The following is a 16340-nucleotide window of genomic DNA, read 5'->3' on the forward strand; positions in this document are numbered from 1 at the left end:
TGCAAGAGACCATATTGGGTTGAAAGGCCACAGTAAAAGGAAGCAAGGCAAGGCACTGTCAAAACTTTTTTATTTCACGATAAAAACATTTTTATCATATAATAATTACATAATAATAAGGTTAATTCATATCATTATTTCTGAATTTTATTAACTACTAGCTTATATCTTTCATACCATTTTTCCCACTCATCTTTTGGAAACTCCATATCATGGCCATCTAATACAGAAGAAAAGATTTCTAAACATATATGCCATCCTGATAAGTCTTTTGGTGTGTGATCATTTATTTCATGAATAAACTCCCTTAATACGAATAGACAGCCCTCTGGATTTTTATGTATTTCAAATCGAACTCGATCTTCTCCCCATGTAAATTCTAATACCGAATTGATTTGACATTCTAAAATATCGATATCAATAAATTTACCTGAACCATCCATCATATCAAATTTTATCATACCTCCTTTTCGCAAATCCTCTACGTGAAGGTTTGGCATCCATCTTGTTAACTTTTCATTCTCTGTTAATACATCCCAAACTTGTTCTACTGAATAATGTAACGTACGATTAAATTGAGCTACATATTCATTATCTATTTTCTCTATTAGAGCTAACATTGTCATACCTCCATTTGAATTCAGTTACATAATTTATTACAGTCACTAAGTTATTTTCAGTTCACTATCACATCAAAAAGCAAATAAAAAATATAAATCCTTCAGTTTCTTTTACAGTATGAAGCTGAAAGATTTTCCTATTTTCAGCTTAACATTACAATGCAAAATACATTTCATACTGAGTCAACGAACTTTTTTCAAACCCACATTTTTTTACAAAGCCTTCAAGCAAACCGTTATTAGGGAATCCAATAGAAAGACTAGCAAGCTGTAATTCTTTGCTTACTATTTGTAATAAACTTGTGGCCATCCCAATTCCTCTACACTCTTTATCTACAAATAAAAAGCTAATTTTCCCAGTTTTATTCACACAGATGCATCCCTTTAAGTCATTATTAATATAAGCACCATAATACACATTTTCTGTTTTCTTCATATAATCGAGATCATTTTGCCAATTTATATGAAAGTTTAACCATTTTTGTACCCCTATTTGAAACTCATGAAACTTAATTTGCTTTATTTCTATATTTTCCATACTCTTACTTCTTAGTTTTGAAAAACCCTTTAGATTATAGTAAGAAAGGTCATATATTTTTTCATATCCTAACTTATTATAAAATTGAATTGCTCTATCATTACCAACAATAACTTCTAGAAACAATTGTTGGCATCCATTTTTTATCGCTTCTGCTTTATGAAGCTCAAATAACTTATTGCTAACACCAGTCCCGCGAAAGTCAGGGTGAACCGCTAATGTTCCACATCTCATTGTTTTTATACTTTCATAGTCTTTAATGCCACCAAGTATAACACCAACTGGTTTATTTTCATCTAGTGCTACATGAGAGTGTTCTAATTTATTCCCTTCTGGACCGAAAAATCTTTCTATAAAGTCCTCTTTTGAAACTTCCATCTTTATAATATAATCAGAGAAACCATCTCGAAAAGCTTCGTACACTAAATCTATATTTACTTCGCTACATTTTTTATATTGAATCATAGTAAAACTCCCACCCACCTTTTCCTATTAATTTGAAATAAACGGACATTTTCTGTTGTACGTATCATCATTCATTTGCTTTATAATAAACGGAGCAATATCGCCATTTTGAATCTTAATTCCTGGTAAATCTACGAGACTTTCTTTTACTTTACTGCTGCCTTCTCCCTCTACAACAAAAGGCAATCGCACTATAGTCCAATTCACATTACTATTTTGTATCAAGTGTAATTCCTTAAACTTATCTTTCATCATATCCGAAAGAAATAAACGAAATAACATTGCACCTATTCTATTTAGTAAACTCTTTTGATCTCCTTGTACATCCAATGAACCCCCAGAAACGAGAATATATCGTTTTATTTTGTATTCTTCCATTATTTCTAAAATATGATTCGTAACCGTGCTAAATATATATGCCTCTTTTTTAGGTTGACCTACCGCATTAATAACACCATTGCAACCTTGTAATAATTGACGTATTGCAGAAACATCTCGAGCATCTCCTTTTATAACATCCAAATGCTCATGGGATTGTTTAAATTTTTCTGGATTTCGTGTAAGAACACGAACAAAGTACCCTTCTTGTAATGCTTGATTTACAAGATATTTACCAGCCTTTCCGTTTGCGCCGATAATTGCTATTTTATTTATTATTTGCATTGTTAAAGTTAGGCCCCTTCTGAAAAATAATAATTTAGTGACGAGCTATCGTCACTTCATATACACGTAAAAACGCAATTAAATATTCACACGCTCTCTCACATGCTAACATTTTAAATACTTTTTGTTCTTCCGCTGTTTTGTCATTCGCTTGATCTGATGCTGCTTTTAAACATAAGAACGGTTTCTTATTTACATGACATACATATGCAAAAGCAGCTATTTCTTGATCAATAGCTAATGCACCATATACAGTATGGAGTAAATATCTCATCTCTGTACTACGAATTCGCTGATCTCCTGATATAAAGGTACCAAAATGTACAGGATCATAAGAACGTATTTTTTTCATTTGTCTCACAAGATATTTTGTTGTTTCAATAGGGGCTGCTCTGCCAGTATATAAATCGAAACTATCTGTTCCTGTTCCCGCAGCTGTCACATCATGTTGTAATGTTTTAAGTGCTACAACAATATGACCGTTTTTTACTTTCTCAGATAAACTTCCGCAGATTCCAGTCATAAATAATTGTTCTGGCTGAAATTCACTTATTAGTAACTGTACACAGCTAGCACAGTTTACTTTTCCGACGCCTGTAATTACAGATATCACTTCTAATTCATTTATAGAATGAAAATGAAATTCCCAAGCTGCTCGCTTTTCTACACGATGACTTGGATAATAATGATGCAAGTATGTAAGTTCTGGCTCCCATGCAGATACAATTGCAATACGTTTCATTACACTTTTCACTTCCCCCTATTTTCATTTGAATAAATCATCAATACTTTCTCGCTCATAACATGGAATCCAATTTTTATATTTTTTATATAAATACCTTATTATTTCTTTATTCTTCGCAATGACCTCACATCCTCTATCATCATAAATAAACATGATAATATCTTTGGTTGCATTGACAAAAAACACATCTGGATAAGAAATCTCTTGTTTGCTTCCTAAACGTGGATGAAGCGAGGGGATACTTTCATTATTTACAGCTTTAAGAAGTGAAGCATATCGAATATCTTCTTTTTGACACTGTAAAGAAAATTGATATGTACAATAACCCCCCGCCTCTTCTTCCTCTTCAAACATATATGGTAAAGTTTCTTGTTTGACATGAAACTTCAACTCTTTTTTCTTAATGTAACGATTATATACTTTTATTTTCTTTTGAACCTTTGATTTATCTTTCTTCATTCTATATACATTGGTTACTAGAAACATTGTATCTTCTATAGAAAATATGTCATGAAACAGTTCTTTATTATATTGATAAACTTGAGAAAAATAATTCATATTTAGCTCATCTGAGTTATTTTGTAATTGATATTTTCCTATTCCAAAATCAAAATGCAAATGATTTTCCCATTGAAAATAAATACTCGGTTTTAGAATGACTCCTGGAAATGAACCATTCATATACTCTTTTAGTTCCATTTTTACATCCTTTCTAATGTTTTTTGGCTATTTTCCTTGCTTTGTTTACAAATGTGGACTCAATATTACACAAGTGAATAAGCAATCGTACTTTAATAAAAATTTTTCATATAACTTTCCAACTCTCTGGCTGGCTCGAATAGATATAGTTTTTTATGTAACATGTTACTCTCTTCGCAATAAAACTTTTATTCAAGATATCACGAATAAAAGATAATCCTTCCATTTCTTATTCGTGATATATTTTTTAAATTCCTTTTTAATACGTTACATGAAATTTTATATAGAATCTTAAGCCCTAACACCTAAATGTTTGTTATTATATTAATGTCGATGAAATGAAATGAAACGAAATGAAATGAATTTAAATATCCAATGGAAAAAAATATTTTAATTATTGATGATGATAAAGAAATTGTAGAATTACTTGCCGTTTATTTACGAAATGAAGGATACAATATTTATAAAGCTTATGATGGTGATGAAGCTTTACATATGCTATCTATGCATCAAATTGATCTTATGATTTTAGACATTATGATGCCAAAGCGTAACGGATTGGAAGTTTGTCAGAAAGTTAGAGAAGAAAACACAGTACCTATTCTTATGCTAAGCGCAAAAGCAGAGGATATGGATAAAATATTAGGTCTTATGACAGGTGCTGATGATTATATGATTAAACCATTCAATCCACTAGAATTAATCGCTAGAGTGAAAGCATTATTACGTAGATCTTCATTCCAGTATACTGCATCACAAATAAAAGAGGACGGTATTATTCGGATTCGCTCTGTCGAAATACATAAACATAATCATACTGTTAAAGTAAATGGATCCTATATTAAACTTACATCTATTGAATTTGATATCTTATATTTACTTGCCAGCAATACTGGTAGAGTATTTAGCTCAGAAGAAATATTTGAAAGAGTTTGGAACGAAGATGGTTACGGTTCTAATAAAACTGTAATGGTTCACATTAGTAACTTAAGGGATAAACTTGAAACTGGCATAAATGCTGAAAAACTGATTCATACTGTTTGGGGAGTAGGTTATAAAATTGAGAAATGAGGCATTTGAAATATTAAAAGTCATTCCAAAATGGAAAATTATTTTTTGGCTTTTATTAGCACTTTTACTTACACCTATTACTGAAGTTGTTATGTATCGTCTTGTTACAAGCGTAATCGATAGTTCCCTTACATTAACAGAATTAAATAAAGAAATCGTCAGAATTATTGGCTATGAAAAATATAGGGGATTAAAAGAATCTCTTTGGGCCATGATGATATCTTATCTATATTGGTTCTCTATTTTCTCGTTCTATGTTTATATTTTTTATCGCCACGAAAAGAAATTATACTATGGAGCTTGTATTAAAAAAATGATTGAGGAAATTCGTTACATTGCAAACGGAAACTTTAATCATAAGGTTTCCATTTTGCAACATAATTATTTAAAAGACTTAGCAACTGGCGTGAATCAAATTGTTGAACAATTAAAAGTTTCCATTGAAGAAGAGCGTCAAACCGAGCAAGCTAAAAGTGAACTGATAACAAATGTATCACATGACTTGCGAACCCCGCTAACATCAATTGTTGGCTATGTAAATCTTATCCATGATGATAATTATAGAGATGAAGTTGAACTACGTCATTACATTCAAGTTATTTATGATAAAGTAAACCGTTTAAATATGTTGATGAACGACTTGTTTGAATATACGCGTGTTCAAAATAAGGAGCTAAGTCTAAATTATGTACCTATTGATATGATTGAATTACTGGGACAATTAACCGTCCAATTTCGTATACAGCTCCAAGAAGCAAATATTGAGTGTAGGCCTTCTTTTCCATCTCAAAAGCTAATGGTACTCGCTGATGGTGATAAATTAGTACGTGTATTTGAGAATTTAATTATAAACGCGATCACTTACGGAAGCGATGGGAACAATATTGATATTACTGCATATGAAATCAATAATATGATTACAATTGAGATTACCAATTATGGACAGCCTATTCCAAGCACTGATCTCCCTCATATTTTTGAGCGTTTCTATCGCGTTGAAAAATCTCGCTCTACATATACCGGGGGATCTGGACTTGGGTTAGCAATTTCCAAAAGTATCGTGGAACTTCACAATGGAACTATTGAAGTATATAGCGATGAAGAAAAAACTACTTTCACGGTAAAATTACTTCCCTATAAATAGTAAAATGATTTATATTTTCTCCAAGGTCCGATTTCTTAACTTAAGGAATCGAACCTTTTTCCATAACTATCCAATATTTAATGATTCCTTAACATTCTTTAGAAATTCTTTACCTTTTCTTTCTCCCTTATTAATTATTAATTTTTACAATAGTAATATTGATGTAATAATAGGAGGATCGCTTATGCAATTCTTAAAAAAAGTAATGATTCTATTCTTATCTTTTCTTATCACTGCAGTTATTGTGTTATATTTTTATGTTTATGTAAATGGACCTACTGTTAAAGCTAAATCAGCTATTTTAATAGATGCCTCTACAGGTAAAGTTGTTTATAAAAAAAATGAAGATACTCCCTTTCCCACAGCTAACTTATCCAAATTGATGACGGAATATATTGTATTAGAACAGATACATAATGGTATGATCAGATGGGAAGATCATGTGAAGATAAACAATCAAATCTTCCAGGTTGAAGGAAATAACATTGATATAGCAAATAGAGAACAGGTAACCATTCGCGACCTATTTCACGCGATTGTTTTAACAGGAGACAATAGAGCTGCACTAGCTTTAGCAGAGCATATATCAAAAAACGAACAGGGCTTTAAAGAGCTAATGAATGAAAAAGCCAAACAATTAGGATTATCTAGAAAAACCTATTTTGCAAATGCAACTGGGATGACAAATACACAAGATCAAAACTCCCAAATTACTGCTTTAGACGCCTCGAAATTAGCTCGCCACTTAATTAATGATTACCCAGTTATATTAGAAATTAGTATATTGACCTCTTATCAATTCACCTTCAAAGAGACTCATATTTTTAATACAAATAAAATGTTATATTCGCTTGATAAAAACGTAAAACTTAAAGGTGCTGATGGTTTACAAACTAGTTTCTCGAATACTACTGGCTATAGTTTCGTTGGAACCGCGAAGCAAGGAAATAAAAGGCTTATTTCAGTTGTATTAGAGACAAATGGAGAAAACGCCTCATTTATAGAGTCAAAAAAATTATTCAATTATGGTTTTGACCCTACTCATTTTCCATCTCTTCAATCTCTCAAAGATTATGTTACATCATGGGTGTCATCACTTTCGTTTAAGAACCTTTTCGTACAAACAATAACGATTTTCTTGATTATTGTCATCTCAATGATAGTGTATATACGAAAAAAAGATTCAGAGGATTTTTAACTAAAAGGCCTCTTTTACATAAAAAAAACCGGCTTGTATGTTCTAAATAAGTCGGTTTTCCTTATTTCTCTTTTTTCTTTTCATAATATAATTCATCTGCATATTTTCTATTGGTTCCCTTTAAATATGCCAAAATAATTTGAGGTCTCTTTACTAACGTCCAATCACCATGCTCATCAAATTTCCTACAAGATGTTGTCATATAAGCTTTCTTAATGGTAGTAAAGCCTTTTCCATGGACCTTACCGTATTTTTTTAAACGCATTGCAAATTCCGCATCTTCAGCCATTAATAAATCCTCATTAAAACCACCAATTGCTTCAAAATCTTTTCGATAACACCAAAACATTCCAACAGAAACAAATCCATATTTAAAAATGAGAGGAATAATTAACAATAATCCTGAAACGATAATTCCTAATGAAATACGTTCAAATTTCCCTTTTACTCCCCCTCCTATATATTTTCCAGTTTTTAAATACTCATCTATTTCTCTTAACATATTCTCACTCATCCAGCTATCAGCATCTATTGTAACAATGATTTCTCCTCGAGCTATTTTCGCTCCAGCATTTCTAATTTTAGATAGGTTCTTATTCTCATCTTGTAAAGTTATACAATGATAAGATTGTGCAATTTCTTCTGTGCGATCACTACAACGATTTAATACAACAATTACCTCCATTTGATTTTTATAATATTTGGATGCAGCAACAATAGAATCAAGACATCGGCCGATGTATTTCTCTTCGTTATGAGCAGGGATAATAATCGAAAATTTAATATCTTGTTTATTCTGCATTTCAACAAAACTATTGTTTTCGTTCACCTTGCACCCTCCCTTATAAGACTGAAATTAAATAGACAAGTGCTAATAACGAATGACGGATATATCTATCTAATCTTCCCCAACAAACCTCTTCCAATTAAATTAGCTGAGATTGGCTGAATGTCCAATTCTCTAGACCATATAGATAATTGACCAATATGATGTATTTCATGCGCAATCACATGCCGCACAACCTCACCATATGTATACGTCTTATTTGTCCATGAAGCTGTTACTATTTTATTCTCTAAATCACTCGACCATGCTTGTAAAAAGAGTTCCAGTTCTTCTCGATAGGAGTCCGAAAGTTTTTTCACTTTCTGAAGTGACTGATACTCTTGAAATTGTGGTTCAACATCCTCCTTTCCTTGAAGAGCACGAATCCAGCTATACTCCGCATCTACAATATGAAATAGCGTTTGCAAGACCCCCCCAACTCCTCCAATTCGTTTACAAAGTAGTTCTTCTTTTGAAAGCTGCTTACACCATTCAAACCACTCCTCTCTTACTTGCCAATTGTATCGAAATAAGGTCTCCAATTGACTCTCTCCTCTCTTTATTGTATATAATCTATAACCCATTTAACAGCATCTATCACATATTTTGGCTCATCTCGTTGAATATAATGGCCACTATTAGGAGCAATCATAAACTTATGACATGTTGATAACTTTAATAGGTCTTTTTGCAATTGTAACCACTTCACTTGAGCTTCCTTAGAATAAAAAGCTTTTTTACCTGCCGCAACTACAACAAGTGGAATATTCCCCATTGATTTACAACATCGTTTCGCCTCACCCAAACTATACATAAATTCTTCGTATGTACTTTCATATATAAATTGCTTGTAATATGCTTTTTGAAATTCAAAAGGCATGATGGGTAGAAAGTCTTCTTTATAATTTTCTGGTGTGGAATCTATCAATATGATTCCTAAAGTTTCTTCTGGATAAAAAGAAGAAAACAAACGAGCATTTATACCTCCATAGGAGTGTCCTACCAATATATAAGGAGGTTTTAACTGTAACCCATCCAATAACGCTCTCAGTTCCTTAGCTATCTCAGAACTAATTCGCCTATTAGAACTTTCTTCACTTTTCCCTAATCCAGCTCGATCATATAAAACCACTGTCCCATATTCTGCAATTTCCTTTGAAATTTCATCCCAGGCTTTTGAATAATCACCATAGCCGGCATCCATAATAATTACTGGTTTAGCCTTCTCCCCTTGTAATATCTTAGTATATAATTTAAAGCCATCTATCTGTACGTGTCTTTCTTGTTCTTTACTTATCATCTTCCGCTCTCCTACCAATGTATTACAGTTTCTTTAATTATAACATTCGGACAGAAAATTCTTTCATTTTATGATGTGATTTTTAACAAGGAGGGCTACACAATCATTTGTCACACCCCCTTACAAATATTTACTGGATTAAAGTAAAATTTATTATAATTCTCTTTTCCTTATTTCTCCTAATATTTGACTAACAATCAAACTTATAGGGTAGGAACCATCAATAACAATATCTGAATTTGGTTTTACATTGTTAACCATTTCTAAATAAGCCTTTCTTCCATCTGATACATAATGTTTTAAATCGTTATGTACTTCGTCTATTGGATTTTCTGTAAAATCTCTTACTATCCTTCTAGCCATTGCGATATCTAGAGGAGTGTCAATATATATAGCTAAATCAATAAATTTTCGCATCTCACTATTTAAATACGCAAAAGGATAATCAAGCAAAATATAATTAAGCTCAGTATTATTTAGGAGAGACTGAACGTCAGTAATAAGAGGCGTCAATGTCCATTTGTTGTAGTCCGCTCCTTCATCAACCCATTTACAAATATCTGATGGACATTCATCAAAATCATAGTTATCAAAATATATAGCTGTAGAATGATGTAGTTTACGATTTAGTCCCTCTGTAATTGTAGTTTTCCCTCCTCCAGAAACAGCTGCGATAGAGATTATTTTTGGTTTTTGATTCATAATATACCCCCAAGAAGAATTATATAAGTTATAATATTACTGTATTTCATTTGTAAGATTCCTATATAACAGATAATTTTCATCTAATTATATAAATATACTTAACTTAATTTTATTCTAAAACGATTCTACTGTATACTACACCACTTATTGCATGAAATACTCATTTCCCATAAGTTCCAATACTCATCCCCTATTTTCCGTGCATCTCTCAGAAACTCTTCTTTTACAAATCCAACCTTTTCATAGCATGTAATAGCAGCTATATTAAAATCAAATACCCCAAGGGAAACTCTATTTAATTCCAATTCTTCAAATGCAATATTAAGAACTGTATTTATCATCCTTTCTCCAATAGATTTCCCTCTCATATCTTTATCGCCAACTAAAACTTTTCCAATTCTTGCAGACTTATTTATTCGATCAATTTTCCCAAGTGAAATATGCCCGATAACCGTTCCAGTATCTTGTTTTATCATTTTATATACAAATACATCTGCATTCTCATGATTGGCATTCTCTATATATTTCTCTAGTTGCTTTTCCTGTAATGGGTATGTAAAGGCTGGACCTCCCCACTGTAATAAAAACTCTTCTGAATCAATCCAATCTATAAGTTGTTTAAAGTCACTTCTTTCAAAATAATCAAGTTGAATCATTCTCTATTTCTCCTTTTACGCTCGATAATTCTTCCCTAACTCTTCTCCAATTGAAAAATAATGTCTAAAATTATAAAATAAAGGCTTCCATTTTTGTGGATCAATATGATTTTCATTTTTTATTATTTATTCATGCCAAGCGATTCTCCCATACTCCAGTTGTCATAAGAACAATAAAAGATGAGCTCTTTTTATAAAAGGGCTCATCTTTTATTTCATATTTGACTAGATTGTAACCCTTGAATATGCGAGACAACCTCTGGATTTACAAGTGAAGATAAATCTCCTAACTCTTTTCCTAAGTATGCTGCTTTAATCACACGTCTCATTACTTTAGAATTGCGTGTTTTCGGTAAATCTTCTACAACATGTATATCTTTTGGACATAACGCTTTTCCAATATGAGAGTTTACTAAACTCATTAATTCTTTTTTTAGCTCCATTGTGAATGTTACTCCTTCTCGTAAGACAACAAAGCAATGACAAACTTCACCTTTCACTTCATCTGGCACCCCAATTGCCGCTGCTTCTATTACATGATTATGCTTTACAAGAATTGATTCATATTCAGCTGGTCCAATACGTTTTCCTGCAATATTTAATGTATCATCGGAGCGTCCAGTAATGATATATTGTTCCCCGTCATAAATAACCCAATCACCATGTACCCATTTATTTTCAAAACGTGACCAATATGTATTAACATAACGTTCGTCATCTTCCCAGAAACTTTTCGTCATTCCAACCCAAGGCTTCTCTAGACATAATTCTCCAACTTCATCACGAATTGGATTACCTTGTTCATCTAACACAACAGCTGCCATTCCAGGTAAAGATGCATTGAAACTAATCGGTGCGATTGGTTTCACTAAGACATTCCCAAAAATCCCGCCAGAAATTTCCGTTCCTCCCGAATAGTTACAAATTGGTACTTTTCCTTTTCCAACTTTTTCAAAGAGCCACATCCAAGGATCTGGATTCCATGGTTCACCCGTTGACGCAAATACTTCTAGACTCTCTAGAGAATGTTTCTTTACATGCTCATCACCTTTTGCCATCAATGCTCGAATTAATGTTGGTGAAATGCCAAGATGAGTAATTTGGTATCGGTCAACCGTTTCCCACAATCGACCTGCCTCCGGATAATCTGGGACACCTTCATACATTACCATTGTCGCTCCATTAATAAGAGAACCGAATAATAGAAATGGTCCCATCATCCAGCCCATGTCAGTAACCCATAATACACGATCACCTTGCTTAATATTCATACCAAATCCTGCATCAAATGCCGATTTCAGAGGAAATCCAGCATGTGTATGTACTGTTCCTTTTGGTTTACCAGTTGTCCCTGATGTATATATAAGCATAAGTGGATCATCACTCTTCATTTCTTCAGCATGTGTAAATGGTTTTTCTTTTTCAAGAATACTCCATGAAACGTCATAGTTATGAGGTGTAAAATCATTTCCCGCATGGCGAACAATAACAACTTTCTCAACAGATGGGCATTCTTCACACGCCTTATCTACCTCATCTTTTAAAGAAACAATTTTACCACGACGTGAGAATCCATCAGCTGTAATAATCATTTTTGAGCCTGCTGCTTGTACACGGGTCATGACTGCATCAGCTGCAAAACCCGAAAAAATTGGGGAAATAATCGCACCGATTTTCATTACTGCCAGCATGGCAACAACTGTTTCAGGTATCATCGGCATATAAATCGTTACGCGATCACCTTTCTCAATTCCTGAATGCTTGAGTCCATTTGCAACTCGGCTTACCCAATTATCAAGTTCTTCATATGTAAACGATTTTGTTGTACCATTCTCTCCTTCATACATAAGAGCTGGTTGTGTTCTTGTTTCTTCCTCTGCTAACCAGCGAGATAAAGCAGATTCTACTACATTGCATGTTCCCCCTGTATACCACTGTGCAAATGGTGTACCATTTTCTAAATCTAGTACTTCTGTATATGGCTCCATCCATTGATAGCCAACTGCACGCTCTGCTTCTCCCCAAAACCATGCAGTTTCTTCAATTGATTTATTATAAAACGCTTCATAATCCTCATAACCAAGTGATTTCATCCACCCATATAAACGTGTTTTATCTTTATATTCTTCTGTCGGAAACCAAACAGCTTGTTTCAATGTTTTTCCCTCCTTATTTTTCGAACAAGAAAGCCCTAAATAGGGCTTTTACACTGGATAAACTGGATGTTTTCGATCTGTAAATACTTGATATTTACTCATGTACATTTCAAAGCGTTTCTTTAACTCTTCACGTAAATCATTCGGGTGAACAATACCGTCAATTACCATTTCTGATGCTAGACGATAAATATCAATATCTTTTTTATACTCTTCACGTTTTTCGGCAATAAAACTTGCACGCTCTTCTTCTGGTAATGCTGCAATTTTATTTGCATATACGGCATTGACAGCAGCTTCAGGTCCCATTACAGCAATAGAAGCCGTCGGCAATGCTAAACAGCAATCTGGTTCGAAGGCAGGTCCTGCCATTGCATACAAGCCAGCGCCATATGCTTTACGCACAACAATTGAAATTTTTGGTACTGTTGCCTCACTCATTGCAGAAATCATTTTCGCACCATGACGAATAATACCAGCTCGCTCAACTTTTGTTCCAATCATAAATCCAGGCACATCAGCAAGGAATAATAATGGAATATGATACGCATCACATAAATTAATAAACTTCGCTGCTTTGTCAGCAGAATCATGGAATAGTACGCCGCCTTTCATACGAGGCTGATTAGCGATAATCCCAACAGGTTTTCCATCGATTCGCCCTAATCCTGTAATAAGCTCTTGAGCAAATAGTTTTTTCACTTCAAAGAAGGAGCCTTCATCGATAATGCGATTAATAAGATCTTTCATATTAAAAGGAGCATTTTGATTTTCTGGGATGATTTGTTCTAATGTTTTTTCGAACTGCTTTGGTTCTTGAGGTCTCATCGTAGGAGCATTTTCTAAGTAGTTGCTTGGAAAGTAAGAAATATATTGTCTCGCTTGAGCAATTGCATCTTCTTCTGTTTTGCATAAAACATCTCCGCACCCTGATACAGAGCAATGCATACGGGCACCGCCCATTTCTTCAAGTGTTACTTTTTCACCAATAACCATCTCAGCCATACGCGGAGAACCTAAATACATAGATGCATTGCCTTCAACCATCATAACGACATCACAGAAAGCAGGAATATAAGCGCCACCAGCTGCAGAAGGCCCAAATAATAAACAAATTTGCGGCACCTTACCTGATAGCTTCACTTGGTTATAGAAAATTCGCCCTGCACCGCGGCGTCCTGGGAACATTTCAACTTGATCAGTTATGCGCGCACCAGCAGAGTCAACAAGATAGAAAAGTGGCACACGTAACTTTTCAGCTGTTTCTTGGATTCGTAATATTTTTTCAACAGTACGTGATCCCCAAGATCCTGCTTTCACCGTTGAATCATTGGCCATAACACATACAGTACGGCCATGCACTTTACCCGTTGCAGTTACAACACCATCTGCTGGTAATCCTGTTTGCTCACAATTCGCAAATAATGCGTCTTCTACATATTCACCGTTATCAAACAAAAGAGCTAGGCGATCTCGAACAAAGATTTTTCCTTTTGCTTTATTTTGCTCATGATATTTCGGTGCGCCACCTTGTTTAATTGTTTCAACACGTTCTTGAAATGAATTGGATTGTTGTTTTTGTTCTAGCACATTTACTCCCCCTTATACATCGGTTTACGTTTTTCCTTAAATGCTTGTAATCCTTCCAATCGATCTCTCGTATGGATGACACCTTCGTACGCTTGTTTTTCCATTTGTAATCCGGTATGTAAATCTACTTGTATACCATTTGAGATTGCTTGTTTTGCTAATCGAACAGCAATTGGACCATTGCTAGCAATACGCTCTGCAATTTCAATTGCTTTTTCCTCTAATAGATGAGCTGGTACCACAAACTCTACCATTCCATATTCCTTCGCTTCATGTGCTGAAACACGTCGTGCTGTATAAATTAATTCTTTTGCTCTGCCAACACCAATTAATCTTGGCAAACGCTGCGTACCACCAGCTCCTGGGATAATAGCTAGAGATGTTTCGGTAAGTCCAAGGCTTGCTGTTTCTGCTGCAATTCTAAAATCACATGCTAAACTTAATTCCGTTCCACCACCAAGTGCAATTCCATTTATTGCAGCAATAACCGGTTGTGATAAATGTTCTACCATATCCATTGTAGAACGAATCATCCCAACTGCATGACGTACTTCTTCTTCATTCATATTGGCGCGTTCTTTTAAATCAGCCCCGGCACAAAATGCTTTTTCACCAGCTCCTGTTAAAATAACAACGCGAACATCTGATGCTTCATTTAAATGACTTAATGTAGACTGTAATTCTTCTAATAATGCAAGAGATAACGAATTTGCTCGTCCTTCACGACTTAATGTTATTTTTACGATGTGTGGTGTTACGTAATCGACTGAAATATTTTGTAGTTGTAGCATCTTATCACCTACTTATTGTTTTATGTTGCATTGCTCGGTATACATGACTTGGTAATGGTATATTTAATTTACTTTGAATAAACTGACTAGCTTGTAATAATTTTTCTTCATTTATATTTGTTTGTACGCCCAATTTATGGAGCATATGTACTAAATCATCCGTTGCAACATTACCTGATGCCCCCGGCGCATAAGGACAACCACCAAGACCACCACAAGAACTATCAAATGTTGTAATGCCGTATTCCAGTGACTGAACAACATTTGCAAGCGCCATACCGTACGTATTATGAAAATGCATTGCAAATTGTGAAGAGTCATATTTTTTCAGTAAACGCTCTAATACACTTTCTACTTGTAAGGGGTTTGCTACACCAATCGTATCCCCAAGTGAGACTTCATATATGCCGTATGAAAAAAGTTGATTACATAACTCATCTACAGCATCAATACTCACGTCCCCTTCATATGGACAACCAAATACAGTAGAAACGTACCCTCTTACTCTTTTACCTGCGAACTCTGCTTGCTTTGTAATATCTTGTATGACAGATAACGCTTCTTTAATAGACTTATTGATATTGCTTTTATTATGTGATTCACTCGCTGATAGAAAAACATTCACCTCATCTACATTTTGCAAAAGAGCTCGTTCCAAACCATTTTGATTTGGAACAAGCGCAGCATATGTAACATCTGATTCCCTTTTTAGCTCTGTAAATACATCGTTTGCATCAGCCAAAGCAGGAACCCATTTTGGGTGAACGAAAGAGGAAACTTCAATATATGATAATCCAGCTTCTGAAAGTAATTGAATCCATTTCACTTTATCTTTTGTGCCAACAATTTTCTTTTCATTTTGTAAACCATCACGTGGTCCCACTTCTTTAATGACAGCAAAAGTAGGTAGTTTCAATACATTTCACCCCTTTTTCTCCTTATTCAATTTCTACCAATACATCTCCTTCATTAACAAAGTCGCCTTCTTGTACATTTATTTTCATTACCGTTCCAGCTTCTTCAGAAACGATTGGAATTTCCATTTTCATAGATTCTAAAATGACGACATCCTGTTCTTCTTCTACTGTATCTCCTACTCCTACAACAATCTTCCAAACATTACCTGCCATCGATGCATATACTTTTGTCATCATTTTTCCCCCTTTAATATTC

Annotated in this window: 18 protein-coding genes and 1 pseudogene; 3 read left to right on the plus strand and 16 right to left on the minus strand. The window is 34.0% G+C overall.

All coding sequences use genetic code 11. The annotated features are described in order from the left end of the window. Window positions 1-134: 134 nt before the first annotated feature. From COO03_RS15020 to COO03_RS15040, 5 genes are all read right to left on the minus strand, one after another. On the minus strand, window positions 135-620 hold the full coding sequence (locus COO03_RS15020) for an SRPBCC family protein (protein ID WP_097897928.1): 486 nt from the start codon (window positions 618-620) through the stop codon (window positions 135-137). Between the two features lie 154 nt (window positions 621-774). Then, window positions 775-1623: a GNAT family N-acetyltransferase gene (locus COO03_RS15025; protein ID WP_097897929.1), complete on the minus strand. Its 849-nt coding sequence runs from the start codon at window positions 1621-1623 to the stop codon at window positions 775-777. A gap of 27 nt (window positions 1624-1650) precedes the next feature. Next, the gene (locus COO03_RS15030; protein WP_097897930.1) at window positions 1651-2286 is read right to left on the minus strand and encodes an SDR family oxidoreductase; all 636 of its coding nucleotides are present in this window, start codon (window positions 2284-2286) and stop codon (window positions 1651-1653) included. Window positions 2287-2320: 34 nt separating this feature from the next. Then, window positions 2321-3028 carry a 5'-methylthioadenosine/S-adenosylhomocysteine nucleosidase gene (gene mtnN / locus COO03_RS15035; RefSeq protein WP_097897931.1) on the minus strand — a complete coding sequence of 236 codons (708 nt, stop codon included), beginning with the start codon at window positions 3026-3028 and terminating at the stop codon, window positions 2321-2323. Between the two features lie 24 nt (window positions 3029-3052). Beyond that, window positions 3053-3730 (minus strand): DUF3885 domain-containing protein, encoded by a 678-nt coding sequence (locus COO03_RS15040; RefSeq protein ID WP_097897932.1) that lies wholly within the window; start codon window positions 3728-3730, stop codon window positions 3053-3055. 375 nt (window positions 3731-4105) lie between these two features. Here COO03_RS15040 and COO03_RS15045 point away from each other — a divergent pair, with 375 nt between their 5' ends. The 3 genes from COO03_RS15045 to COO03_RS15055 all read left to right on the plus strand — a co-directional run bounded on the left by COO03_RS15045 (window position 4106) and on the right by COO03_RS15055 (window position 7143). Beyond that, window positions 4106-4801 carry a response regulator transcription factor gene (locus COO03_RS15045; protein WP_097897933.1) on the plus strand — a complete coding sequence of 232 codons (696 nt, stop codon included), beginning with the start codon at window positions 4106-4108 and terminating at the stop codon, window positions 4799-4801. After that, the gene (locus COO03_RS15050; protein WP_097897934.1) at window positions 4791-5945 is read left to right on the plus strand and encodes a sensor histidine kinase; all 1155 of its coding nucleotides are present in this window, start codon (window positions 4791-4793) and stop codon (window positions 5943-5945) included. The genes COO03_RS15045 and COO03_RS15050 overlap by 11 nt, the downstream gene beginning before the upstream one ends. Window positions 5946-6129: 184 nt before the next feature. After that, window positions 6130-7143: a D-alanyl-D-alanine carboxypeptidase family protein gene (locus COO03_RS15055; protein WP_097897935.1), complete on the plus strand. Its 1014-nt coding sequence runs from the start codon at window positions 6130-6132 to the stop codon at window positions 7141-7143. Window positions 7144-7204: 61 nt separating this feature from the next. On the opposite strand, the gene COO03_RS15060 is transcribed toward COO03_RS15055, so the two are convergent. The 11 genes and pseudogenes from COO03_RS15060 to COO03_RS15110 all read right to left on the minus strand — a co-directional run bounded on the left by COO03_RS15060 (window position 7205) and on the right by COO03_RS15110 (window position 16321). Further along, window positions 7205-7972: a glycosyltransferase gene (locus COO03_RS15060; protein WP_373605253.1), complete on the minus strand. Its 768-nt coding sequence runs from the start codon at window positions 7970-7972 to the stop codon at window positions 7205-7207. Between the two features lie 65 nt (window positions 7973-8037). Next, on the minus strand, window positions 8038-8511 hold the full coding sequence (locus COO03_RS15065) for a DinB family protein (RefSeq protein ID WP_097897936.1): 474 nt from the start codon (window positions 8509-8511) through the stop codon (window positions 8038-8040). 17 nt (window positions 8512-8528) lie between these two features. Next, window positions 8529-9269, minus strand: a complete 741-nt coding sequence (locus COO03_RS15070; protein WP_373605254.1) for an alpha/beta fold hydrolase — start codon at window positions 9267-9269, stop codon at window positions 8529-8531. Window positions 9270-9422: 153 nt separating this feature from the next. Continuing rightward, the gene (locus tag COO03_RS15075) at window positions 9423-9971 is read right to left on the minus strand and encodes a hypothetical protein (RefSeq protein ID WP_097897937.1); all 549 of its coding nucleotides are present in this window, start codon (window positions 9969-9971) and stop codon (window positions 9423-9425) included. A 128-nt stretch (window positions 9972-10099) separates the two neighbouring features. Beyond that, window positions 10100-10630 carry a GNAT family N-acetyltransferase gene (locus tag COO03_RS15080; protein ID WP_097897938.1) on the minus strand — a complete coding sequence of 177 codons (531 nt, stop codon included), beginning with the start codon at window positions 10628-10630 and terminating at the stop codon, window positions 10100-10102. 15 nt (window positions 10631-10645) lie between these two features. Then, a pseudogene (locus COO03_RS27645) lies at window positions 10646-10756 on the minus strand (flavin reductase family protein); the annotation flags it as partial. Between the two features lie 89 nt (window positions 10757-10845). Then, window positions 10846-12786, minus strand: coding sequence for an AMP-binding protein (locus COO03_RS15090; protein WP_097897939.1), 1941 nt, complete (start codon window positions 12784-12786; stop codon window positions 10846-10848). Between the two features lie 48 nt (window positions 12787-12834). Further along, window positions 12835-14376, minus strand: coding sequence for an acyl-CoA carboxylase subunit beta (locus COO03_RS15095; protein ID WP_097897940.1), 1542 nt, complete (start codon window positions 14374-14376; stop codon window positions 12835-12837). 2 nt (window positions 14377-14378) lie between these two features. Next, entirely contained in the window at window positions 14379-15167 is a 789-nt protein-coding gene (locus COO03_RS15100; protein WP_097897941.1) for an enoyl-CoA hydratase, read from the minus strand. A gap of 4 nt (window positions 15168-15171) precedes the next feature. Further along, entirely contained in the window at window positions 15172-16083 is a 912-nt protein-coding gene (locus tag COO03_RS15105; RefSeq protein WP_097897942.1) for a hydroxymethylglutaryl-CoA lyase, read from the minus strand. 22 nt (window positions 16084-16105) lie between these two features. After that, window positions 16106-16321 (minus strand): acetyl-CoA carboxylase biotin carboxyl carrier protein subunit, encoded by a 216-nt coding sequence (locus COO03_RS15110; protein WP_002056745.1) that lies wholly within the window; start codon window positions 16319-16321, stop codon window positions 16106-16108. Between the last annotated feature and the right edge of the window lie 19 nt (window positions 16322-16340).

The organism is Bacillus sp. AFS098217, from assembly GCF_002551815.1.
In the GTDB taxonomy this organism is placed as follows: domain Bacteria; phylum Bacillota; class Bacilli; order Bacillales; family Bacillaceae_G; genus Bacillus_A.